At 59.3% G+C, this 23,152-nt stretch carries 26 protein-coding genes; 25 read left to right on the top strand and 1 reads right to left on the bottom strand.

Annotation, left to right across the window (positions count from 1 at the left end; genetic code table 11):
• The first annotated feature begins 285 nt into the window (after nt 1-285).
• From rluC to sppA, 3 genes are read left to right on the top strand one after another with little or no spacing between them, the layout of a single operon-like run.
• Complete coding sequence (gene rluC / locus LOY68_RS23420) at nt 286-1,248, top strand: 23S rRNA pseudouridine(955/2504/2580) synthase RluC (protein WP_054051763.1); 963 nt, start codon at nt 286-288, stop codon at nt 1,246-1,248.
• On the top strand, nt 1,235-1,897 hold the full coding sequence (locus tag LOY68_RS23415) for an HAD-IA family hydrolase (RefSeq protein ID WP_265040292.1): 663 nt from the start codon (nt 1,235-1,237) through the stop codon (nt 1,895-1,897). Before rluC ends, LOY68_RS23415 begins: the two co-directional genes overlap by 14 nt.
• Nucleotides 1,898-1,921: 24 nt before the next feature.
• On the top strand, nt 1,922-2,911 hold the full coding sequence (gene sppA, locus LOY68_RS23410) for a signal peptide peptidase SppA (RefSeq protein WP_054051767.1): 990 nt from the start codon (nt 1,922-1,924) through the stop codon (nt 2,909-2,911).
• 144 nt (nt 2,912-3,055) lie between these two features.
• Here sppA and LOY68_RS23405 read toward each other — a convergent pair whose 3' ends face one another.
• Nucleotides 3,056-3,634, bottom strand: coding sequence for a Maf family protein (locus LOY68_RS23405; protein ID WP_163913028.1), 579 nt, complete (start codon nt 3,632-3,634; stop codon nt 3,056-3,058).
• Between the two features lie 105 nt (nt 3,635-3,739).
• Between LOY68_RS23405 and LOY68_RS23400 the strand changes: the two genes are divergently transcribed.
• The 22 genes from LOY68_RS23400 (at nt 3,740) to araG (ending at nt 23,146) form a co-directional block, all read left to right on the top strand.
• Nucleotides 3,740-4,267 carry a YceD family protein gene (locus LOY68_RS23400; protein WP_004371317.1) on the top strand — a complete coding sequence of 176 codons (528 nt, stop codon included), beginning with the start codon at nt 3,740-3,742 and terminating at the stop codon, nt 4,265-4,267.
• Nucleotides 4,268-4,280: 13 nt separating this feature from the next.
• Nucleotides 4,281-4,463 (top strand): 50S ribosomal protein L32, encoded by a 183-nt coding sequence (gene rpmF / locus LOY68_RS23395; RefSeq protein WP_008152339.1) that lies wholly within the window; start codon nt 4,281-4,283, stop codon nt 4,461-4,463.
• A 4-nt stretch (nt 4,464-4,467) separates the two neighbouring features.
• Entirely contained in the window at nt 4,468-5,478 is a 1,011-nt protein-coding gene (plsX, locus tag LOY68_RS23390) for a phosphate acyltransferase PlsX (protein WP_163913030.1), read from the top strand.
• Between the two features lie 125 nt (nt 5,479-5,603).
• Nucleotides 5,604-6,542 (top strand): ACP S-malonyltransferase, encoded by a 939-nt coding sequence (fabD, locus tag LOY68_RS23385; protein WP_054051772.1) that lies wholly within the window; start codon nt 5,604-5,606, stop codon nt 6,540-6,542.
• A 16-nt stretch (nt 6,543-6,558) separates the two neighbouring features.
• The gene (gene fabG, locus LOY68_RS23380; RefSeq protein ID WP_163913032.1) at nt 6,559-7,302 is read left to right on the top strand and encodes a 3-oxoacyl-ACP reductase FabG; all 744 of its coding nucleotides are present in this window, start codon (nt 6,559-6,561) and stop codon (nt 7,300-7,302) included.
• 191 nt (nt 7,303-7,493) lie between these two features.
• Nucleotides 7,494-7,730 carry an acyl carrier protein gene (gene acpP / locus LOY68_RS23375; protein ID WP_003442511.1) on the top strand — a complete coding sequence of 79 codons (237 nt, stop codon included), beginning with the start codon at nt 7,494-7,496 and terminating at the stop codon, nt 7,728-7,730.
• Nucleotides 7,731-7,838: 108 nt separating this feature from the next.
• Nucleotides 7,839-9,083 (top strand): beta-ketoacyl-ACP synthase II, encoded by a 1,245-nt coding sequence (gene fabF, locus LOY68_RS23370; RefSeq protein ID WP_054051777.1) that lies wholly within the window; start codon nt 7,839-7,841, stop codon nt 9,081-9,083.
• Nucleotides 9,083-9,898 (top strand): aminodeoxychorismate lyase, encoded by an 816-nt coding sequence (gene pabC / locus LOY68_RS23365; protein ID WP_265040269.1) that lies wholly within the window; start codon nt 9,083-9,085, stop codon nt 9,896-9,898. The genes fabF and pabC overlap by 1 nt, the downstream gene beginning before the upstream one ends.
• Nucleotides 9,899-9,901: 3 nt before the next feature.
• Complete coding sequence (gene mltG, locus LOY68_RS23360) at nt 9,902-11,143, top strand: endolytic transglycosylase MltG (protein ID WP_265040268.1); 1,242 nt, start codon at nt 9,902-9,904, stop codon at nt 11,141-11,143.
• A gap of 19 nt (nt 11,144-11,162) precedes the next feature.
• Nucleotides 11,163-11,795: a dTMP kinase gene (gene tmk, locus LOY68_RS23355; RefSeq protein ID WP_054051783.1), complete on the top strand. Its 633-nt coding sequence runs from the start codon at nt 11,163-11,165 to the stop codon at nt 11,793-11,795.
• Entirely contained in the window at nt 11,788-12,774 is a 987-nt protein-coding gene (locus LOY68_RS23350) for a DNA polymerase III subunit delta' (RefSeq protein WP_265040265.1), read from the top strand. The genes tmk and LOY68_RS23350 overlap by 8 nt, the downstream gene beginning before the upstream one ends.
• A gap of 32 nt (nt 12,775-12,806) precedes the next feature.
• A complete protein-coding gene (locus LOY68_RS23345; RefSeq protein WP_054051788.1) occupies nt 12,807-13,163 on the top strand; it encodes a PilZ domain-containing protein in 357 nt (118 codons plus the stop codon).
• A gap of 14 nt (nt 13,164-13,177) precedes the next feature.
• Nucleotides 13,178-13,966 carry a TatD family hydrolase gene (locus LOY68_RS23340; RefSeq protein WP_265040263.1) on the top strand — a complete coding sequence of 263 codons (789 nt, stop codon included), beginning with the start codon at nt 13,178-13,180 and terminating at the stop codon, nt 13,964-13,966.
• A 387-nt stretch (nt 13,967-14,353) separates the two neighbouring features.
• Nucleotides 14,354-14,992, top strand: a complete 639-nt coding sequence (locus LOY68_RS23335; protein ID WP_008152317.1) for a TetR/AcrR family transcriptional regulator — start codon at nt 14,354-14,356, stop codon at nt 14,990-14,992.
• Between the two features lie 140 nt (nt 14,993-15,132).
• Entirely contained in the window at nt 15,133-16,101 is a 969-nt protein-coding gene (locus LOY68_RS23330; RefSeq protein WP_265040249.1) for a GTP 3',8-cyclase MoaA, read from the top strand.
• A gap of 170 nt (nt 16,102-16,271) precedes the next feature.
• Entirely contained in the window at nt 16,272-16,877 is a 606-nt protein-coding gene (locus LOY68_RS23325; protein ID WP_054613866.1) for a DUF4823 domain-containing protein, read from the top strand.
• A gap of 16 nt (nt 16,878-16,893) precedes the next feature.
• Complete coding sequence (locus LOY68_RS23320; RefSeq protein WP_163913045.1) at nt 16,894-17,454, top strand: DUF1285 domain-containing protein; 561 nt, start codon at nt 16,894-16,896, stop codon at nt 17,452-17,454.
• A gap of 209 nt (nt 17,455-17,663) precedes the next feature.
• Complete coding sequence (locus LOY68_RS23315) at nt 17,664-18,380, top strand: FadR/GntR family transcriptional regulator (RefSeq protein WP_054052212.1); 717 nt, start codon at nt 17,664-17,666, stop codon at nt 18,378-18,380.
• 132 nt (nt 18,381-18,512) lie between these two features.
• Entirely contained in the window at nt 18,513-19,388 is an 876-nt protein-coding gene (locus LOY68_RS23310) for an SMP-30/gluconolactonase/LRE family protein (protein ID WP_265040245.1), read from the top strand.
• 198 nt (nt 19,389-19,586) lie between these two features.
• On the top strand, nt 19,587-20,405 hold the full coding sequence (locus tag LOY68_RS23305; protein ID WP_265040244.1) for an SDR family oxidoreductase: 819 nt from the start codon (nt 19,587-19,589) through the stop codon (nt 20,403-20,405).
• 130 nt (nt 20,406-20,535) lie between these two features.
• Entirely contained in the window at nt 20,536-21,540 is a 1,005-nt protein-coding gene (locus LOY68_RS23300) for a substrate-binding domain-containing protein (RefSeq protein ID WP_054051801.1), read from the top strand.
• Between the two features lie 64 nt (nt 21,541-21,604).
• Nucleotides 21,605-23,146: an L-arabinose ABC transporter ATP-binding protein AraG gene (gene araG, locus LOY68_RS23295; RefSeq protein WP_054051803.1), complete on the top strand. Its 1,542-nt coding sequence runs from the start codon at nt 21,605-21,607 to the stop codon at nt 23,144-23,146.
• Nucleotides 23,147-23,152: the final 6 nt, after the last annotated feature.

The following is a 23,152-nucleotide window of genomic DNA, read 5'->3' as shown; positions in this document are numbered from 1 at the left end:
ACTGCACTTTGTGAACTGGCCATGAATATTGGCTCGCAAGGCGAGTGAAAACTCTGCTTTGCCGCTTGATTCAGGCCTCATGTCACCTGCGCTCGTTACACCTGCAAACTCCACCGTTACGTAGCGAAAGCCCCGTAGGACGGCCTCGCGTCCTGGTGAATTGCGTTGGTCAGGGCCGGTTTTTGACCGTTAGTCCGCTGTCCAGGCCGCTTTTGGCGGCGTTCGCGACTATAGCAGCAATGATTAAGTGCTTCAATTCCATAAAAAATTGTTATCATCCGCGCCATGACGACTACTGCCCCTTCGACCCCAGCCGTACAACTGCTGGAGGTCTCGCCGGAATATGCCGGCCAACGTATTGATAACTTCCTTCTCGCTCGGCTCAAAGGCGTGCCCAAGACCTTGATTTACCGCATTTTGCGCAAAGGCGAAGTGCGAGTGAACAAAGGCCGGATCAAGCCCGAATACAAGCTGCAGGCGGGCGATATCGTGCGCGTGCCGCCGGTTCGCGTGCCTGAGCGCGACGAGCCGGTACCGCTGGCACAAGGCCTGCTGCAACGCCTCGAAGCCTCGATTATCTTCGAGGACAAGGCGTTGATCGTGATCAACAAGCCTTGTGGCATCGCGGTCCATGGCGGCAGCGGGCTGACTTACGGGGTGATCGAAGCCTTTCGTCAGTTGCGCCCCGATTGCAAGGAGCTTGAGCTGGTTCACCGTCTCGACCGTGACACCTCCGGCCTGCTGATGATCGCCAAGAAGCGCAGCATGCTGCGTCACTTGCACACGGCGTTGCGTGGCGATGGCGTCGACAAGCGCTATATGGCGCTGGTCCGCGGCAACTGGGCGGCCTCGATCAAGCAAGTCCGGGCATCGCTCGGCAAGAGCAACCTGCGCTCCGGTGAGCGCATGGTCGAGGTCGATGAGGAGGAGGGCAAGGAGTCTGTGACCGTGTTCAAGGTCCTGCGTCGTTTCGGCGACTTTGCCACCCTGATCGAAGCCAAGCCGATCACCGGCCGCACTCACCAGATTCGCGTCCACACCTTGCACGCGGGGCATTGCATTGCCGGTGACACCAAGTACGGCGATGACGATTTCAGCAAGGAAATTCGCGACCTGGGTGGCAAGCGCCTGTTCCTCCACGCCTACATGCTGACCGTGCCGTTGCCTGATGGCGGCGAGCTGAAGTTGCAGGCGCCGGTCGATGAGATGTGGGCCAAGACCGTGGAGCGCCTGAGTGCACCCCTCTGATTACAAACTGCTGATTTTTGATTGGGACGGCACCTTGGCCGATTCCATTGGTCGGATTGTCGAGGCGATGCATGTCGCGTCCGAGCGCTCCGGTTTCCAATTGTGCGACGACTTTGCCGTCAAAGGCATTATCGGCCTGGGGTTGCCCGAGGCGATTCGCACGTTGTACCCGCAGATCGGTGATGACGAGCTGATAGCGTTCCGTCAGCACTACGCGGATCACTACATCGCCGCGGAAGCAGTGCCTTCGCCGTTATTCGAAGGCGTGGTCGAGTCGATGGCGGCGTTTCGTGACGAGGGTTATCACTTGGCGGTCGCCACCGGCAAGGCGCGTCGCGGGCTGGATCGGGTGCTCAAGGCGCATGGTTGGGATAATTATTTCGATATCACCCGTGCCGCCGATGAAACCGCCAGCAAGCCGCATCCGCTGATGTTGGAAGAGATCCTCGCCCATTGTGGTGTGACCGCGCAGCAAGCGCTGATGGTCGGGGATTCGTCCTTCGATTTGCAGATGGCGCGCAACGCCGGCATGGATTCGGTTGCGGTCAGTTATGGCGCCCAGTCCATTGAGGCGCTGAAACTGTTTGAGCCGCGACTGGCCATTGATCATTTTTCTGAATTGCATGCGTGGTTGAATCAGCGCACCTAAAACATTTTTGCTGAGGTAGATGGAATGACCGACGAATGGAAAGCGCCCGACAAATCGAGCGCTGAAGGTGGTGACGAGAAGAGCTGGAAGCTGCTGGAAAAGACCTTGCTGGCCGGTGTGCAGGAACAGCGCCGCTCCCGTCGCTGGGGGATTTTCTTCAAATTCCTGGCTTTTACGTATCTGTTTGTTGCCTTGCTGTTGCTGTCGCCGCTGATCAGCATGGAAAAAAGCGCTACCCGTGGCTCAAATTACACAGCAGTGATCGATGTCACGGGCGTTATCGCTGACAAAGAGACCGCCAGCGCCGACAACATCGTGACCAGCCTGCGTGCAGCCTTCGAAGACGAGAAGGTCAAGGGTGTGATCCTTCGGATCAACAGTCCGGGTGGCAGCCCTGTGCAGTCGGGTTACGTCTACGATGAAATTGGTCGCCTGCGTGCCTTGCATCCGAACGTCAAGGTGTATGCCGTGATCTCGGACCTGGGCGCTTCCGGCGCTTATTACATTGCCAGCGCGGCGGATCAGATCTACGCCGACAAGGCGAGCCTGGTGGGCTCCATTGGTGTGACGGCGGCCGGCTACGGTTTTGTCGGCACCATGGAAAAGCTCGGCGTTGAGCGCCGCACTTACACCTCTGGCGAGCACAAATCGTTTCTTGACCCGTTCCAGCCGCAGAAGCCTGAGGAAACCCAGTTCTGGCAGGGCGTGCTCGACACCACTCACCAGCAGTTTATTGCCAGTGTGAAGAAGGGTCGTGGCGACCGTCTCAAGGACAAGGACCATCCTGAACTGTTCTCCGGCCTGGTCTGGTCGGGTGAGCAGGCGCTGCCGCTGGGCTTGATCGATGGCCTGGGAAATACCAGTTCGGTTGCTCGCGATATCATTGGCGAGAAAGAAATCGTCGACTTCACCGTCCAGGAATCGCCGCTTGATCGCTTCTCGAAGAAGCTCGGCGCCAGCGTGGCTGAGCAGATTGCGATGTGGATGGGGTTTCACGGTCCATCGTTGCGCTGATTGCTTGAGCGCATAAAAAACCGGCTTCGGCCGGTTTTTTTACGTCAAAAGATCGCAGCCTCGTTTTACTCGACAGCTCCTACGTTGAAATGCGTATTCCTTGTAGGAGCTGTCGAGTGAAACGAGGCTGCGATCTTTTAATCATCAAGGAATCTGCACACCTTCAACCAAAAGCATATCAATCAGCCGAATCAGCGGCAGGCCGATCAGGCTGGTGGCGTCAGTGCCTTCGGTGCTTTGAAACAGGCTCACCCCCAAACCTTCGGCCTTGAAGCTGCCAGCGCAGTCGTAGGGCTGTTCTGCGCGCAAGTAGCGTTCGATGCGCGCCGGGTCGAGTGTGCGCATGTGCACGGTGAACGGCACGCAGTCGACCTGGCAGTGGCCGGTCTGGCTGTTGAGCAGCGCGAGGCCGGTCAGGAAGGTCACGCTGGCACCGCTGGAAGCCAGCAGTTGTTCGCGGGCCTTTTCGAAGGTGTGGGGTTTGCCGATAATCCGCTCGCCGAGTACCGCGACCTGGTCGGAGCCGATGATCAGATGAGCGGGGTGGCTACCCGCCAGCGCCCGCGCTTTCTCTTCGGCCAGGCGCTTTACCAAATTAATCGCGGACTCGTCCGGGCGATGGCTTTCATCGATATCCGGCGAGCTGCAGGTAAACTCAAGCTGCAAGCGGGCCAGCAATTCCCGGCGATAAACCGAACTTGAAGCGAGTAATAAAGGCAGCATGGGCATCTCCAAAAGGCAGGGCCGAATTCTAGCGAGGCTTCCAAGTGACGGACAGGGTTGAATTTCCTTTGACATGGCTGGGTGCATCCCTATAATGCTGCGCCTATGTTGAATGACCCGATTCCACCTCACGTTGACCCGCGCAAATTGGCTGATCGTGGCACCACCCTTCAAGGTGAATTGCTGCTGGCCGATTTGGAGAGACTCTGCGACCCGCTTTCCGACACTGTCGGTACGGTGCAGGCTAAATTCGTTTTTGAACGAGATGAACGTAAGTCTGTGGTAATCCACAGTTTTATCGACACCGAAGTCAAAATGGTTTGCCAGCGTTGTCTTGAGCTGGTCACCCTGCCGATCCATAGCGAATGCAGTTATGCTGTGGTGAAGGAGGGTGCGAATACCCAGTCGTTGCCGAAAGGTTATGACGTGCTGGAACTGGGCGAAGATCCATTGGATCTGCAGTCACTGATCGAGGAGGAGCTTCTGCTCGCCTTGCCCATTGTGCCTGCTCATCATCCGGAAGAATGCCAGCAGCCGGCGGGTCTCGATGAGCCCGAACCGAGCGAGGACGAGGTAACGCGGTCCAACCCGTTCAGTGTATTGGCGCAGTTAAAGCGTGACCCAAACGTTTAGGAGTTAATCAATTATGGCTGTTCAGCAGAACAAAAAATCCCGCTCTGCCCGTGACATGCGTCGTTCGCACGACGCCCTGACGGCAAGCACTCTGTCTGTAGAAAAAACCACCGGTGAAATTCACCTGCGTCACCACGTATCGCCAGAAGGCGTATACCGTGGCCGTAAAGTGATCGACAAGGGCGCTGACGAGTAATCACTTGTCTGCTCAAGTCATCGCGATTGACGCAATGGGCGGGGACTTCGGTCCCCGCAGCATTGTTCAGGCCAGCCTTGCTTGCCTGTCTGCTACGCCCTCGCTGCACCTGACCCTCGTCGGTCAACCTACCCTTTTAGAAGAACTGCTCTCCAGTCATTCGGCTGTGGATCGCGCGCGCCTGTCGATTACACCCGCGTCCGAAGTCATCACCATGGACGAAAAGCCTGCCCAGGCCTTACGTGGCAAGCCTGATTCATCGATGCGCGTGGCCCTCGAGTTGTTGCGTGATGGCAAGGTCCAGGCCTGTGTCAGCGCGGGCAATACCGGCGCGTTGATGGCCCTGTCGCGATTTGTGCTCAAGACCTTGCCGGGCATCGATCGGCCGGCGATGGTCGCGGCGATCCCGACCGAGAAAGGTTATTGCCAGTTGCTTGATCTTGGTGCGAACGTCGATTGCAGTGCCGAGCACTTGTTGCAGTTCGCGATCATGGGCTCGGTGGCGGCGGAAACCCTGGGTGTGGTTCGCCCTCGCGTGGCGTTGCTGAATATCGGTACGGAAGACATCAAGGGCAATCAGCAGGTCAAGCTGGCCGCGACCTTGTTGCAGAACGCGCGGGGCATCAACTACATCGGTTTTGTCGAAGGTGACGGTGTTTATCGCGGCGAGGCGGATGTGGTGGTGTGTGACGGCTTTGTCGGCAATATCCTGCTCAAGTCCAGCGAAGGCCTGGCGACCATGATTGCCGGGCGCATCGAGGCCTTGTTCAAGCAAAGCCTGGCCTCGCGGGTGGTCGGTGCACTGGCATTGCCGCTGATGAAGCGCTTGCAGGCGGATCTGGCTCCTGCGCGACACAATGGCGCTAGCTTCCTCGGTTTGCAGGGCATTGTCGTGAAAAGCCATGGTTCGGCGGGCGTGCAGGGTTTTCAGAGTGCGATTCAGCGGGCCCTGATCGAGATCCAGGAAAACCTCCCGGAACGGCTTCACGGTCGTCTTGAGGATTTGTTGCCTTAGGCGTTTTCGTCGGACAATGCTTAAATGTGACCGCTCAGTTCAATTGGCCATCCAACTGTCAGTTTCTTGCAGTCCCCCAGCGGGACGTCAATTCTCCGACGACAAGATCATTAGGGGCTTGTTACATGTCTGCTTCCCTCGCATTCGTCTTTCCAGGACAGGGTTCGCAGTCCCTCGGCATGCTGGCCGAGTTGGGCGCGCAACATCCAGTGGTCCTCGAAACATTCAAAGAAGCTTCCGATGCCCTGGGTTACGACCTGTGGGCACTGACCCAGCAAGGGCCGGAAGAGCAGCTCAATCAAACCGATAAAACCCAGCCGGCCATTCTGACCGCCTCGATCGCCTTGTGGCGCCTGTGGCTGGCTGAAGGCGGCGCGCGTCCGGCTTATGTTGCCGGTCACAGCCTGGGCGAATACAGCGCCCTGGTAGCTGCGGGCAGCCTGAGCCTGGGCGACGCGGTGAAACTGGTCGAACGTCGTGGCCAGTTGATGCAAGAAGCCGTTCCGGCCGGGCAGGGCGGCATGGCCGCTATTCTCGGTCTGGAAGATGCCGACGTGCTGGCAGCCTGTGCCGAAGCGGCGCAAGGCGAAGTGGTCAGCGCCGTGAATTTCAACTCCCCGGGCCAAGTGGTTATTGCTGGCGCCAAGGCTGCGGTCGAGCGTGCCATTGAAGGCTGCAAGGCGCGTGGTGCCAAGCGCGCCATGCCGTTGCCGGTCAGCGTGCCGTCTCACTGCGAGCTGATGCGTCCGGCGGCCGAGCGGTTTGCCGAGTCCATCGCTGCCATCGACTGGCAGGCGCCGCAGATTCCGGTTGTCCAGAACGTCAGCGCTGCGGTGCCGGCCGATCTGGAGACCCTCAAGCGTGATCTGCTTGAGCAGCTCTACAAGCCTGTGCGCTGGGTCGAATCGGTCCAGGCGCTGGCAGCCAAGGGCGCGACCCAACTGGTCGAGTGCGGCCCTGGCAAGGTGCTTGCCGGCCTGAACAAACGCTGCGCCGAAGGCGTATCGACATCTAACCTCAATACCCCAGACGCTTTCGCTGCCGCTCGCGCAGCGCTGGCCTGAATCAGGAGAAACTTGCATGAGTCTGCAAGGTAAAGTTGCACTGGTCACCGGTGCGAGCCGCGGTATCGGCCAGGCTATCGCCCTGGAACTGGGTCGTGAGGGCGCCATCGTCATCGGCACCGCGACCACCGCTTCGGGTGCCGAGCGCATCGCCGCTACCCTGAAAGAAAACGGTATTCAAGGCACTGGCCTGGAACTCAATGTCACCAGCGACGAGTCCGTTGCAGCGGTGCTGGCGAACATCACTGCGCAGTTCGGTGTCCCGGTAATCCTTGTCAACAATGCTGGCATCACCCGCGATAATCTGATGATGCGCATGAAAGACGACGAATGGAACGACGTCATCGATACCAACCTGAACAGTCTGTTCCGCCTGTCCAAGGGCGTTTTGCGTGGCATGACCAAGGCGCGTTGGGGACGAATTATCAGTATTGGTTCGGTTGTGGGTGCCATGGGCAACGCAGGCCAAGTAAACTACGCTGCCGCCAAGGCCGGTCTGGAAGGTTTCAGCCGCGCACTGGCGCGTGAAGTCGGTTCGCGTTCGATTACGGTAAACTCGGTGGCCCCAGGGTTCATCGACACCGATATGACCCGCGAACTGCCTGAAGCGCAGCGTGAATCCTTGGTGACACAGATTCCGCTGGGCCGTCTGGGGCAAGCACAAGAGATCGCGTCTGTGGTCGCTTTTCTTGCGTCCGACGGTGCGGCTTACGTTACTGGGGCTACAATCCCGGTGAACGGCGGGATGTACATGAGTTAAATGTGACGGGTTGCTTCAAAAAAATGTCATACGAGCTGTCTAAAATCCGTTATAAAGCTGCAATCTATTTATAGGCAGAGGGCCCCCGGGTTTGAGGAGTGAAGCTTTCAGTTGAAAAACTGAAAAGTCTTTCTATACACTTACCCACTGGCCAGCTGCCTGAATTTGTCCATTAGGAGTGAAAACAAGGTATGAGCACCATCGAAGAGCGCGTCAAGAAAATCGTTGCTGAGCAACTGGGCGTTAAAGAAGAAGAAGTGGTCAACACTGCTTCCTTCGTTGAAGACCTGGGTGCCGACTCCCTTGACACCGTTGAGCTGGTGATGGCTCTGGAAGAGGAATTCGAGACCGAAATCCCTGACGAAGAAGCTGAGAAGATCACTACTGTACAAGCTGCAATCGATTACGTTACTAACCACCAGGCTTAATAGCTTGTAATCGTTGCTTGCTGTCATGGAAAAACCGCACTGCCATCACGGCGTGCGGTTTTTTCTTTAGGCCTGATGCAAAGTCGTCATTTGAAAAAGGAGAGTGCTGTGTCGCGTAGACGCGTCGTAGTCACCGGTATGGGTATGTTGTCGCCACTGGGCACGGATGTGCCAAGCAGTTGGCAGGGCATTCTGGCTGGCCGCAGTGGCATTGGTCTGATCGAACACACCGACCTTTCTGCCTATTCCACCCGTTTTGGCGGCTCGGTAAAGGGCTTCAATGTCGAGGAATACCTGTCGGTCAAGGAAGCTCGCAAGCTCGACCTGTTCATTCAATACGGTCTGGCCGCAGGGTTTCAGGCTGTGCGCAACTCCGGTCTGGAAGTCACTGACGCCAACCGTGAGCGCATCGGTGTGGCCATGGGTTCGGGTATTGGCGGTCTGACCAATATCGAAGAAACCAGCCGCACGCTGCATGATTCCGGCCCTCGTCGAATTTCACCGTTCTTCGTGCCTGGCTCGATCATCAATATGATTTCCGGTTTCCTGTCCATCCACCTGGGTGCACAGGGACCTAACTACGCCATCGCCACTGCGTGTACCACCGGTACGCACTGCATTGGCATGGCGGCGCGCAACATCATGTACGACGAAGCCGACGTGATGATTGCCGGCGGCGCCGAGATGGCTGCTTGCGGCCTGGGCATGGGTGGCTTTGGTGCCTCCCGCGCACTGTCGACCCGCAACGACGAGCCGACCCGCGCCAGCCGTCCATGGGACAAGGGCCGTGATGGCTTCGTCCTGTCCGATGGCGCCGGTGCGCTGGTGCTTGAAGAACTGGAGCACGCCAAGGCCCGTGGCGCGACCATTTACGCCGAGCTGATCGGCTTTGGCACCAGCGGCGATGCGTTCCACATGACGTCGCCACCGGCTGACGGTGCAGGCGCTGCGCGTTGCATTACCAACGCCCTGCGCGATGCCAAGATCAATAGCGATCAGGTCCAGTACATCAACGCCCACGGCACGTCGACCTCGGCTGGCGACCTCGCCGAAGCCTGCGCGATCAAGTCGGTGTTCGGCGATCACGCCTACAAACTGGCGGTCAGTTCGACCAAGTCCATGACCGGCCACCTGTTGGGTGCGGCGGGCGCGGTCGAGGCGATCTTCAGTGTGCTGGCGATCAACAGCCAGGTGGCGCCGCCGACCATCAACCTCGATGAGCCGGACGAAGGCTGCGACCTCGACTTCGTGCCGCACACCGCGCGCAACATGGATATCGATGTGGTGCTGTCCAACTCCTTCGGGTTTGGCGGGACCAACGGCTCGCTGGTGTTCCGCCGGTTCGCTGACTGATGGACAGCTGGGTCGACGGTCAGCCGGCTGACGCTCTGTCGCTGAAGGATCGCGGCCTGGCCTACGGTGATGGTCTGTTCGAGACCATCGCTGTGCGAGGTGGGCAACCGTTGTTGCTGGACCGGCATTTGTCGCGTCTGGCGCAAGGTTGCTCACGCCTGGCGATCACTGCCGATCAGGAGCTGGTCCGCAGCGAGCTGCAGACCTATGCCGCCGCATTGGGCGAGGGCGTGCTCAAGCTCATCCTCACTCGCGGCGACAGCTTGCGCGGTTATGCACCCGATCCTTCGGCCCAGGCCCGACGCATTCTGCAAGGCAATCCTCCCGCTGCTTATCCTGTTGTCCATGCGGAGCAGGGCGTTCGTTTGTTTCCTTGCACCACACGACTTTCCAAACAACCACTGCTCGCCGGGCTCAAACACTTGAACCGTCTTGAGCAAGTGCTTGCGCGTGCCGAATGGCAAGACACCGAACACGCTGAAGGCTTGATGCTCGATCAGGTCGGTCGCGTCATCGAAGGTGTCTTCAGTAACGTGTTCCTGGTGCGCGATGGTGTGCTGATCACCGCCGATCTGAAGCGCTGCGGCGTGGCCGGCGTGATGCGTGCGGAATTATTGTTTCAGGCTGAGTCATTGGGGATCCCCACGCAAATCACCGACATCAGCCTCGATCAGCTGCAATGGGCCGATGAGGTCTTCGTCTGCAACAGCGTGTATGGCATTTGGCCGGTGCGCGCCTATGCAGCACTGAGCTGGTCGGTTGGCCCGCTCACCCGTAAACTCCAAACCATTGCCCGCGCGCTACTGGATGCTTGATACGTGAGACGTAAACTCTTGCTGCTGCTGGAAACCGGTCTGGTTCTGGCAGGGCTGCTGTCCGCTGCTTCGGCCTGGAAAATCCATTCGGCGCTGGAACAGCCGCTGAATATCACCCAGGAAGAACTGCTGGAAGTGCCCAAGGGCACGACACCGACCCGCACTTTCTATCGACTCGAAACCGATGGCGTCATCAAGGACGCCTTCTGGTTGCGCGTCTATTGGCGCTTCAACCTTTCCGCCACGCCGATCCACAGCGGTGAATACCGCATGCTGCCGGGGATGACCGTCGACGGTCTGATCGACCTGTGGAAGCGTGGCGAAGTGGTGCAGTACAGCGTGACGCTGGTCGAAGGCTGGAATTTCCATCAGGTTCGTGCGGCACTGGCCAAGGATGACAAGCTCAAGCAAACCCTCACCGGCCTGAGCGACACCCAAGTGATGGACAAGCTGGGTCACAGCGGGATTTTCCCTGAGGGCCGCTTCTTCCCGGACACTTACAGCTTCGTGCGTGGCATGACCGATGCCGAGTTGCTGAAAAAAGCCTATGAACGCCTCGATGAGGTGTTGGCCAAGGAATGGGAAAAACGTGCCGCTGATGTGCCGTACACCGAACCCTATCAGGCGCTGATCATGGCCTCGCTGGTGGAGAAGGAAACTGGTGTTCCGCAGGAGCGCGGGCAGATTGCTGGCGTGTTTGTGCGGCGGATGGCGATGGGCATGATGCTGCAGACCGATCCGACGGTGATCTACGGTCTGGGTGATCGCTATACCGGCAAGTTGACCCGCGCCCATCTCAAGGAAGCGACGCCGTACAACACTTACATGATCTCCGGCCTGCCGCCGACGCCGATTGCGATGGTCGGTCGTGAGGCGATCCATGCGGCGCTGAACCCGGTGGCCGGCAACAGCTTGTATTTTGTAGCGCGCGGCGACGGCAGCCATGTGTTCTCCGATGACCTGGATGCCCATAACTCGGCGGTGCGCGAGTTTCAGCTCAAGCGCCGTGCGGATTACCGTTCCAGCCCGGCTCCGGCTAACGCCCCAGTGACGCCGGAAGCCGAGACGCCGATTCCTGCGGCGTCACCCGATACCGCGCCGGAAGCGGTGCCGCAAGTGCCAGCGCAAGAGCCGCCTCCCGCGCCTGAGCCAACGACTGCGCCTGAAGCTGTACCGCCAACGCCGGCGCAAGAACCCGCAGCCGAACCGGATGCGTCGACGCCGACACCGCAAAGCTCGCAATGACACTGATTAAGGACTGCCTGTGACTGGCTTGTTTATTACCCTGGAAGGCCCGGAAGGCGCCGGCAAGAGCACCAATCGCGAATACCTGGCCGAGCGCCTGCGCGCCGCCGGTATCGAAGTGCTGCTGACCCGCGAACCGGGCGGTACGCCGTTGGCCGAGCGCATTCGCGAAGTGTTGCTGGCCCCGGTGGATGAAGTCATGAACCCCGATACCGAGTTGCTGCTGGTGTTCGCCGCCCGCGCCCAGCATCTGGCGGAGGTGATTCGTCCGGCGCTGGCCCGTGGCGCGGTGGTGTTGTGCGACCGCTTTACCGATTCGACCTACGCCTATCAGGGCGGCGGTCGCGGTTTGTCGCTGGAGCGCATCGCGACCTTGGAAACCTTCGTCCAGGGCGACTTGCGTCCGGACCTGACACTGATTTTCGATCTGCCGGTGGAAGTCGGCCTGGCCCGCGCCAGCGCTCGCGGTCGGCTGGATCGCTTCGAGCTCGAAGGTCGAGCCTTTTTCGATGCCGTGCGCAGTGCCTTTCTCAAGCGCGCTGAAGCGGATCCGGCGCGTTATGTGCTGGTGGATGCCGCCCAGCCGCTGCCACAAGTCCAGCAGTCCCTGGATGCGTTGCTCCCGCGTTTGCTGGAGTTGACCCGTGGCTGAGGCCTATCCATGGCAGGACGAGCTCTGGCAGCAACTGGCGGGCCGTAAACAGCACGCCCACGCCTATTTGCTGCATGGCCCGGCCGGCATCGGTAAACGTGCGTTGGCCGAGCGGTTGATGGCGCATTTGCTGTGCCAGCGTCCGACGGCCCTGGATGCCTGCGGCGAGTGCAAGTCCTGCCTGTTGCTCAAGGCCGGCAGTCACCCCGACAACTACATCCTCGAACCTGAAGAAGCGGACAAGGCGATCAAGGTCGACCAAGTGCGCGATCTGGTCAGCTTCGTGGTGCAGACCGCGCAGATGGGCGGGCGCAAAGTGGTGCTGATCGAGCCGGTCGAGTCGATGAACGTCAACGCCGCCAACGCCTTGCTCAAAAGTCTTGAAGAGCCGTCCGGCGATACCGTGTTGCTGCTGGTCAGTCACCAGACCAGCCGTTTGCTGCCAACGATCAAGAGCCGCTGCCAGCAGCAGGCTTGTCCGCTGCCCAGCGAGGCGATGAGCCTGGCGTGGTTGGCAACGGCGTTGCCGGACTGCTCGCAGGACGAACGCGTCGAGCTGCTGACATTGGCTGCTGGTTCACCATTGGGCGCGGTCAAGTTGCAGAATCAGGGTGTACGCGAGCAACGGATGTTGGTGGTCGAAGGCGTAAAGCAACTGCTCAAGCAGCAGAAGTCGCCGACCCAGCTGGCCGAGGAATGGAAAAGTATTCCGCAATTGCTGCTGTTTGACTGGTTCTGTGACTGGTCGAGCCTGATCCTGCGCTATCAGTTGACCAAGGATGAAGAAGGCCTGGGCCTGATGGACATGCGCAAGGTCATTCAATACCTGGCGCAGAAGTCCGGGCAGGACAAAGTCCTGAATATTCAGGACTGGATTCTCGCCCAGCGTCAGAAGGTCATGAGCAAGGCCAACCTGAATCCGGCGCTGCTGCTTGAGGCGCTGCTGGTGCAATGGGTGTCTTTGCCGGGCCAGAAGTGACTAGACTCTGAGCATCCGCAGTGGAGGTCAGCATGAATGAACCCGTCAACACCGGGCCGCGCAACGGCATTTTGTCCCTGACGATCAAGGACAAGTCCGTGCTGTATGCAGCCTACATGCCGTTCATCAAGAACGGCGGCCTGTTCATCCCGACCAACAAAAGCTACAAGTTGGGCGACGAGGTGTTCATGTTGCTGAACCTGATGGACGAGGCGGAAAAGATTCCGGTCGCCGGCAAAGTCACCTGGATTACGCCCAAAGGCGCCCAGGGCAACCGCGCCGCCGGAGTTGGCGTGCAGTTCAACGACGGTGACAACACCGCTCGCAGTCGAATCGAAACCCATCTGGCCGGAGCCCTGAAGTCCGACCGTCCCACTCATACGATGTAAGTTGCAGCCCTTTTATGCTCGTAGATTCCCATTGCCACCTTGACCGCCTCGACCTTGCCGCCCACGACGGCTCCCTGGATGCCGCACTCGATGCGGCCCGCCAGCGCGGAGTCGGGCACTTTCTGTGTATCGGCGTCAGCGTCGATAATGCCGCTGATGTCAAAGCGCTGGCCGAGCGTTATGACGACGTCGATTGTTCGGTCGGCGTGCATCCGCTGGATGTGCAACCCGGTGCCGCGCCCGCGCTGGATTGGCTGTTGCAGGAACTGAATCACCCGCGGGTGGTGGCGATTGGTGAAACCGGCCTCGATTACCACTACGAACCGGAAGCGGCGGAGTTGCAGCAGGAATCTTTCCGCCTGCATCTGCAAGCCGCTCAGCAGACCGGCAAACCGGTGATCATCCACACCCGTGGCGCTCGCGCCGATACCTTGAGCCTGTTGCGCGAAGCCGCGTTGCCCCAGGCCGGTGTACTGCATTGCTTCACCGAGGACTGGGACATGGCCAAGGCTGCGCTGGACATGGGTTATTACATTTCCTTGTCCGGGATTGTCACCTTCCGCAATGCCGATGCGTTGCGCGACGTGGCGAGCAAAGTGCCAGCCGACCGTTTGCTGGTGGAAACCGATTCGCCGTACCTCGCGCCGATCCCTTATCGCGGCAAACCGAACCTGCCGCAATATGTGCGGGAAGTGGCAGAGTTTCTGGCGATGCTGCGGGGTGAGTCTTACGAGCGATTTGCCGAGCAGACCACTGAGAATTTCAAGCGGTTGTTTCCGTTGGCGCATGTGAAATCAGCTTAGGACTCAGTGCCGCCTTCGCGAGCAAGCCCGCTCCCACAGGGTTGAATCGCAGGCAAAAAAAACCCGGGTTCTGGGGGGTGAATCCGGGTTAAGACCATTAGGAGTAAAACAAAGGCACGCGGTCCGTTGGTACCTATATCGACGCGGCACTTGGGGGAGATGCCTCGCCGACAGTTCAAGTATTGATCAGTATTGCGTCGACGCCAGTTTAGCCGCCCCGGTTTTTAAACAATTTTGGAATACGGCCGCTTCGGAAGAGTTCTCATCAACCGGCGACCTTGCGTGAAATCATCAAGAAACACAGATATGCTCGGATGATCCGTGCATTTTGGCGCAAGTTAGGCATAATACGCGGCTTCGAATTTTGACCCCTACAGACCTTTTCTTATGCATAAAGAACCTCGTAAGGTCCGTGAGTTTCGTCGCCGCGAGCAAGAAATTCTCGATACCGCGCTCAAGCTGTTCCTCGACCAAGGTGAAGACAGCGTCACCGTCGAGATGATTGCTGATGCCGTCGGTATCGGCAAAGGCACGATCTACAAGCACTTCAAATCCAAGGCCGAGATCTATCTGCGCCTGATGCTCGATTACGAGCGCGATTTGAACGAGCTGTTGCATTCCGCCGATGTCGACAAGGACAAGGAAGCCCTGTCCCGGGCCTACTTCGAATTCCGCATGCGCGATCCGCAACGCTATCGTTTGTTTGATCGTCTGGAAGAAAAGGTGGTCAAGGGCAACCAGGTGCCGGAGATGGTCGAGGAGCTGCACAAGATCCGTGCCTCGAACTTCGAACGCCTGACCCTGCTGATCAAGGGCCGGATCAGCGAAGGCAAGCTTGAAGACGTGCCGCCGTACTTCCATTACTGCGCGTCCTGGGCGCTGGTGCATGGCGCCGTGGCGCTGTATCACTCGCCGTTCTGGAGCAATGTGCTGGAAGATCAGGAGGGTTTCTTCCAGTTCCTGATGGACATCGGCGTACGCATGGGCAACAAGCGCAAGCGCGACACCGACACCCCAAGCAGCTGAGCCATTCAGCTGGCTGATTGCGCCATTATTTCGCTACATGGCGCAGTACCGCAGGAATATACTCAGGCTTAGGTATTGCTAAAACTTGATTTGTGAGTCAAGTTTTAGCGGTCTCGAAACTTCTTCTGCCGGAGTGATCAATGATCGTTGACCGTCAAGGCAGGCGTTTTCGCAATTTGCGGATCAGCCTGACCTCAGCCTGCAATTACGCGTGTACCTATTGCGTGCCGAACGGTAAGCGGCTGGTCGCTGCGCAGGATGAACTGTCGGCCGAGGCCATGGCGCGTGGCGTGGCGTATCTGATCGAAGCCGCTGGCATCGAGCGGTTGCGCATCACCGGCGGCGAGCCGCTGGTCAGTCCCAAACTCGAAGCTTTCATGGCGGCCGTCGGCAAGATGGGCCTGGAAGACATCAGCCTGACCACCAATGGCCAGTTGCTGGCGAAAAAACTGCCGCTGCTGGTGGATGCCGGTATCCGGCGCATCAACGTTTCCCTCGATACCCTGGACGCCAGCGCGTTCCGCAGCATTGCTCGCGGTGGTGATCTGGCGACGGTGCTCGACGGCATGGACCAGGCGTCGGTGGCCGGGATCAAGATCAAGGTCAATATGGTGCCGTTGCGCGGGCAGAACCTCGATCAGGTGATGCCGCTGCTCGATTACTGTCTGGAACGTGGCTATGAGCTGCGTTTTATCGAGCTGATGCGCATGGGCCACTTGGCCAGCGACAATAACGCCTTCCTGCAACAGTTCGTCAGCCTTCAGCAGTTGCTGAGCCTGATCGGCGATCGTTACGAATACCTGCAAGCCAACGCGCCGGTGGATGCCACGGCGGTGCGCTATGAGATCCCGGGGCAGGGCTACTTCGGTGTCATTGCCAACGAAAGCGTGCCGTTCTGCCGGACCTGTTCGCGTCTGCGGCTGTCGTCCACGGGTTGGCTGCATGGTTGCCTGTCGTCGAGCAATCGCCACTATGTCGGCGATCTGCTGGACAAACCGCGTCATCAAGCGCTGCCGGCGTTGCAGCGATTGCTGGTGAAAGCGCTGGGGGACAAGCAGGAAGTGGCGTTCTCCGGTGGGGCGACCATCATGAAAATTATCGGCGGCTGATACACCCTCATTCGCGAGTAGGCTCGCTCCCACAGATGAAATGCATTCCCCTGTGGGAGCGAGCCTGCTCGCGAAAGCGATCTATAAAACACTGATGTTCCTGAGCTGGCGCGGAAGCTGCATTCAACGCCCATTCGCCGGTTTTCCGTCACCGGCTTCTGGAGGGTAGGATGCGTAGCCTGGTTTTGCTGCTGGCCGTTTTGGCGCTTGGTGGCTGCATGAATGTCAGCGACATGGGCGAAGGTGTTCGCTACCACATGAGCGACGCGGGGCTGCTGGATCACAGCAACAGTCAGCGCGTGAATAACTTCCGCATTCAGCCGGACTCCTTTATCTACATCGCCCAGGGCGCCTTTGCCCCACCGGGCAGCGCCTATCCGCGACCAAACGTGGTGGCGGAAGAAGCCTTCGACGGCTTTATCGAATACTTCCCGATGGTCCGCCGCGCCCGTGCGCCGGAAGGCCTCGATGCCGCCATGGGCGAAGCCCGCGCCGCCGGTGCGCATTACCTGCTCTACACACGGTTCGCCAAGGCTGATGACCGCATCGGCAACTCGGACGAATGGCTCGATCAGGAAGCCGTGGATCGCCTGGGTATCGACAGCGGCGTCATTCAGATCATGTTGATCGAGACCAGCACCCAGTATTTGATCGATACTGCACGGATCAAGAGTCGTGGCGGTTTACTGACGTTCCACGACACCAAGCCAGAAGACCTGCTGGGCCCGCCGCTGGAGCAATACGCTCGTAGCCTGTTGGGGCTCAGCGACCAGTAATTCAAAGGAGATCGCCATGAGTGGCCCGCAAAAAGCCAACGACCTGCTGGGGCAAATCCCCAAGACCAAAGGCTTGCCACCGGTCCACTTGTGGAACCCCGACTTCTGCGGCGACATCGACATGCGCATCGCCCGGGATGGCACCTGGTACTACCTGGGCACGCCGATCGGGCGCAAGCCGATGGTCAAGTTGTTCTCCACCATCATCCGCCGCGACGGCGATGATTACTTCTTGATCACCCCAGTCGAGAAAGTCGGGATCAAGGTCGATGACGCGCCGTTCGTGGCGATTGCCGTGGATGTCGAAGGCGAGGGCGAAGCTCAACTGCTGCGCTTCACCACCAACGTCGATGAGACGGCCGAGGCGGGCGCCGAACATCCCATTCGCGTGGTGATTGATCCCGTGACCCAGGAACCTGCGCCGTACGTGCACGTGCGAACCAACCTAGAAGCGCTGATCCATCGCAATGTGTTCTACCAATTGGTGGAACTGGCGGTGAGTCGTGAGATCGACGGGCAGCGCTGGTTGGGTGTGTGGAGTGGCGGGGAGTTCTTCCCAATCGGTCTCGAACCCTAAGTAAATCCAAATGTGGGAGCGGGCTTGCTCGCGAAGGCGTCGTGTCAGTCAGCCTATAAATAAACTGACACACCGCTTTCGCGAGCAAGCCCGCTCCCACATTGTTTTTGTGTGTTTCTCACAAAATTCAAATTGACACCAAATCGTATGATGATTAGCGTGGGCCTCCATCGCGAACGGTTTTTTGCCGTCCCTGCTTCGAGGTTTTCATGTCCAGCAGTTTTCATGCTTCGACGGTCGATTGGCTAGGTGGCTGGATTGCCGCCGGCCAGGTCAAGCCCGGCGAAACCATCAAGGTTGAAGCCGACCTGGGCGAACAGCTCGGAGTCAGTCGCACGGTGATTCGCGAAGCCATCAAGACCCTGGTCGCCAAGGGCATGCTTGAAGTCGGGCCGAAGGTCGGGACACGCGTGCTGCCGATAAAGCGCTGGAACCTGTTTGATCCGCAAGTCGTTGGTTGGCTGTCCCGCAGCGGCCTGCCGGAAAACTTCGTCGACGACCTGCTCGACCTGCGCCGCACCATCGAACCCATGGCCGTGCGCTGGGCCTGCGAGCGCGCCACCGTCGAACAGGTGCAAGCGATCCTCCAGGCCTACAACGCACTGGAGCGCGCCGTGGACAGCGGCATCGACTACAACCTCGCCGACCAGTTTTTCCACGAGTGCATCCTCGCCGCCAGCCACAATCAATTTATCGAACAAATGGTCCCGGCCCTCGGCGCACTGCTGGCGGTGTCGTTTGAAGTGTCTGCCGCCGACCCGGATGAACTCCGCCGCACGCTACCGATCCACAAAGACATGGCCGACGCCATCGCCGCCCGGGATGCCGCGCGGGGTGTGTGGGCCTGCATGACCCTGATCGACAACGCCGACTTGGCTATCAAGCGTTTCTACCCACAAGTCATGGCCGACAAAAAAGCCAGCTAACCACACCAATCCCTTGTAGGAGCGAGGCTTGCCCGCGAAGGCGTCGTCACATTCAACACTGATGTCACAGACCCATCGCCTTCGCGGGCAAGCCTCGCTCCTACATAGAAAAGCAATAAAGAAGGAGGTTTCATGACGTGGACTGCCGTGACCGAACACCGCGCCCAGCTCGGTGAAGGCCCGTTCTGGGATGCGCCTACCCAAGCGCTCTACTGGGTCGACATCGCCGGCAAGCAAGCGCTGCGGCTGATCGGCAGCAACGTGCAGATCTGGCAGATGCCCGAGCACGTGTCCGCCTTCATCCCCTGCGAAAGCGGCGATGCGTTGGTGGCGATGAGCAGCGGCGTCTACCGACTGGATCTGGATTCCCCCGGCCTGGAACCGCGCCTGACCTTGCTCTGCGTCGCCGATCCGCAACCCGGCAATCGTCCCAATGAAGCCCGTTGCGATGCGCAAGGTCGGCTCTGGCTTGGCACCATGCAGAACAACATCGGCGAGAACGGCGAAGACTTGCCGATCGTGCGCCGCTCCGGTGGCCTGTTTCGCATTGATCGCGATGCCCGCGTCACGCCGCTGCTGCGAGGGCTGGGCATTCCCAACACCTTGTTGTGGAGCGACGACTCGACTCGCCTGTACTTCGCCGACAGCCTCGACCGCACGCTCTATCAACACTTCATCCGCACCGACGGTAGCCTCGACCCGGCGCAGGTTTGGTTCGGCCCGCACGAACGCGGCGGCCCCGACGGTTCGGCGATGGATGCACAGGGCTATCTATGGAACGCGCGGTGGGACGGCAGTTGTCTGCTTCGAATCAGCCCCGAAGGTCAGGTCGATCGGGTAATCGAATTGCCGGTCAGTCGCCCCACCAGCTGCGTGTTCGGCGGCGAAGACCTGCAAACCCTGTACATCACCAGCGCCGCCAGTCCGCTCAACCATCCACTGGACGGCGCGGTGCTGTCGATTCGGGTCGATGTGCCCGGAAAAACCTGTACGAGGTTTGCCGGATAAATCCCAAAATATGGGATGTAAAATTATATATTGAGATTATTTGGCGGTCGGGTTTATAGTCGGCTCCATCAGTTACACGCACTCACACTTAAAAAAACAAAACAGGTGAAGTGATGCAGGGATTTTCTAAACAGTTTTTCGACCGGACATCGACAGATGCCCGGTTTTTGTCGTGCCTGAAAAAGGGAGCCGGGATTCATGGCTGAGCCTCTTTCCCTGCCGCCTGTGCCCGAGCCGCCGAAGGGCGAACGACTGAAAAACAAAGTCGTGCTGCTCACCGGCGCGGCTCAAGGCATCGGCGAAGCCATCGTTGCGACGTTTGCCTGCCAGCAAGCCAGGCTGATCATCAGCGACATCCAGGGCGAAAAAGTCGAGAAAGTCGCGGCCCACTGGCGCGACAAAGGTTTTGACGTGCAAGCGATCAAGGCTGATGTATCGAACCAGCAAGACCTGCACGCCATGGCCAGATTGGCCGTCGAACGCCACGGCCGCATCGATGTGCTGGTCAACTGCGCCGGGGTCAATGTTTTCCGTGATCCTCTGGAAATGACCGAGGAAGACTGGCGCCGCTGCTTCGCTATTGACCTCGACGGCGCTTGGTTCGGCTGCAAAGCCGTGTTGCCGCAGATGATCGAGCAGGGCATCGGCAGCATCATCAACATCGCCTCGACCCATTCTTCCCACATTATTCCCGGCTGCTTTCCGTACCCGGTGGCCAAGCACGGTTTACTCGGCCTGACCCGTGCCCTCGGCATCGAGTACGCGCCGAAGGGCATTCGCGTCAACGCCATCGCGCCGGGCTACATCGAAACCCAACTGAACGTCGATTACTGGAACGGTTTTGCCGACCCCCAGGCCGAACGTCAGCGGGCCTTTGATCTGCATCCGCCGCGCCGCATCGGGCAGCCGATGGAAGTGGCGATGACGGCTGTTTTCCTGGCCAGTGATGAAGCGCCGTTCATCAATGCGTCATGCATCACCATCGATGGTGGGCGCTCGGTCATGTACCACGACTGAGCACATCGGGTTTCAGGCGCGGAACTCCGTCCGAAATCCAATCATCATACGATATGACTTTTGGCTACACGCTTGATCGCTGCATCGGTTTTCAAAATAACGCTCAAAAAAAATAACAAGGAGTCAGCTTATGAATCGTCGTCCTGGGATCCGTTCCCTGTGCTGTGCCGCTTTGGCGGTCACGGCGGTCAGCCTGAGCAGTTCGCTGCTGGCGGCCGAGCAAGTGAAAATCGGTTTTCTGGTCAAGCAGGCTGAAGAGCCCTGGTTCCAGACCGAATGGGCCTTCGCCGAAAAGGCCGGCAAGGACAAAGGCTTCACCGTGATCAAGATCGCCGTGCCTGACGGCGAGAAAACCCTTTCCGCTATCGACAGCCTGGCGGCCAACGGCGCCAAAGGCTTCGTGATCTGCCCGCCAGATGTCGGCCTCGGCCCAGCCATCGTCGCCAAAGCCAAGGCCAACGGCTTGAAAGTGATGACTGTCGATGACCGTTTCGTCGATGCCAACGGCAAGTTCATGGAAGACGTGCCGTACCTCGGCATGGCCGCGTTTGAAGTCGGCCAGAAACAGGGCACCGCCATGGCCACCGAAGCGAAGAAACGCGGCTGGGACTGGAAAGAAACCTACGCCGTGATCAACACCTTCAACGAACTCGACACTGGCAAGAAACGCACCGACGGTTCGGCCAAGGCCCTGGAAGATGCCGGTTTCCCTAAAGACCACATCCTCTTTACCGCGCAGAAAACCCTAGACGTACCGGGCAGCATGGACGCCACCAACTCGGCCTTGGTGAAACTGCCGAGCGGTGCGAAAAACCTGATCATCGGCGGCATGAACGACAACACCGTGCTGGGCGGCGTGCGCGCCACCGAAAGCGCCGGGTTTACCGCCGCCAACGTGATCGGCATCGGCATCAACGGCACCGACGCCATCGGCGAACTGAAAAAGCCTAACAGCGGCTTCTTCGGCTCGATGCTGCCAAGCCCGCACATCGAGGGCTACAACACTGCCGCGATGATGTACGAGTGGGTCACCACCGGCAAAGAACCGCCGAAATACACCGCCATGGACGACGTGACGCTGATCACTCGCGAGAACTTCAAGCAGGAACTGGAAAAGATCGGCCTGTGGAACTGAAGGCCGGTTGATTTCATCGGCGGCCCTGGCGACGGGGCTGCCTGATCTGTGTGATGAGGTGGTTATGCAAGCGCAAACACAAACACAAGAACACGTCGGCGGCAGCTTGCGCTTCAACGGGATCGGCAAAACCTTTCCCGGGGTGAAGGCGCTGGACGGCATCAGCTTCGTCGCGCATCCGGGGCAGGTACATGCCTTGATGGGCGAGAACGGCGCCGGCAAATCGACGTTGCTGAAAATCCTCGGCGGCGCGTACATCCCGAGCAGCGGCGACCTGCAGATCGGCGAACGGACGATGGCCTTCAAGTCCACCGCCGACAGCATCGCCAGCCGCGTCGCGGTGATCCACCAGGAGCTGCATCTGGTCCCGGAAATGACCGTCGCGGAGAACCTGTTCCTCGGGCACCTGCCGGCCAGTTTCGGCCTGATCAATCGCAGCACCTTGCGCCAGCAAGCGTTGGCCTGCCTCAAGGGCCTGGCGGATGAAATCGATCCGCAAGAAAAAGTCGGGCGCCTGTCCCTCGGTCAGCGTCAACTGGTGGAAATCGCCAAGGCTTTGTCCCGTGGCGCGCATGTGATTGCGTTCGACGAACCGACCAGCAGCCTCTCGGCGCGGGAGATCGATCGCTTGATGGCGATCATCGGTCGCCTGCGGGACGAAGGCAAAGTGGTGCTCTACGTCTCCCATCGCATGGAAGAAGTGTTCCGCATCTGCAACGCGGTGACGGTGTTCAAGGACGGCCGTTTCGTGCGCACCTTCGAGAACATGAGCGAACTGACCCACGACCAATTGGTGACGTGCATGGTCGGTCGCGATATCCAGGACATCTACGATTACCGCCCGCGTCAACGTGGCGCGGTGGCGCTGAAGGTCGACGGTCTGCTCGGGCCGGGCCTGCGTGAGCCGGTGAGTTTCGAGGTGCATAAAGGCGAAATCCTCGGGCTGTTCGGTTTGGTCGGGGCAGGGCGCACCGAGCTGTTCCGCATGCTCAGCGGCCTGACCCGCAACACCGCCGGACGCCTGGAGCTGCGCGGCCATGAACTGAAACTGCGCTCACCGCGCGATGCGATTGCCGCCGGGGTTCTGCTGTGTCCAGAGGACCGCAAGAAGGAGGGCATCATGCCGCTCTCCAGCGTTGCCGAGAACATCAACATCAGCGCGCGCAAGTCCCATTCCACCTTCGGTTGCCTGTTGCGCGGCCTGTGGGAAAAGGGCAACGCCGACAAGCAGATCGCCGCGCTGAAAGTGAAGACGCCGAGCGCGTCGCAGAAAATCATGTACCTGTCCGGCGGCAATCAGCAGAAGGCGATTCTCGGTCGCTGGCTGTCGATGCCGATGAAAGTCCTGCTGCTCGACGAGCCGACTCGCGGCATCGATATCGGCGCCAAGGCCGAGATCTACCAGATCATCCATAACCTTGCGGCCAGTGGCATTGCGGTGATCGTGGTGTCCAGCGACTTGATGGAAGTCATGGGCATTTCCGACCGCATCCTGGTGCTATGCGAAGGCGCGATGCGCGGCGAACTGTCCCGCGACGAGGCCAATGAATCCAACCTGCTGCAACTGGCTTTGCCGCGCCAACGCGCTGACGGCGTGGCGAACTGAGAGGTA

Origin of the sequence: Pseudomonas sp. B21-053, from assembly GCF_026016365.1 — a bacterium.
Taxonomy (GTDB): Bacteria; Pseudomonadota; Gammaproteobacteria; order Pseudomonadales; family Pseudomonadaceae; genus Aquipseudomonas; species Aquipseudomonas nunensis.
The sequence above is the reverse complement of the archived record's forward strand: the minus strand, read 5'-3'. Positions and strand labels throughout refer to the sequence as shown.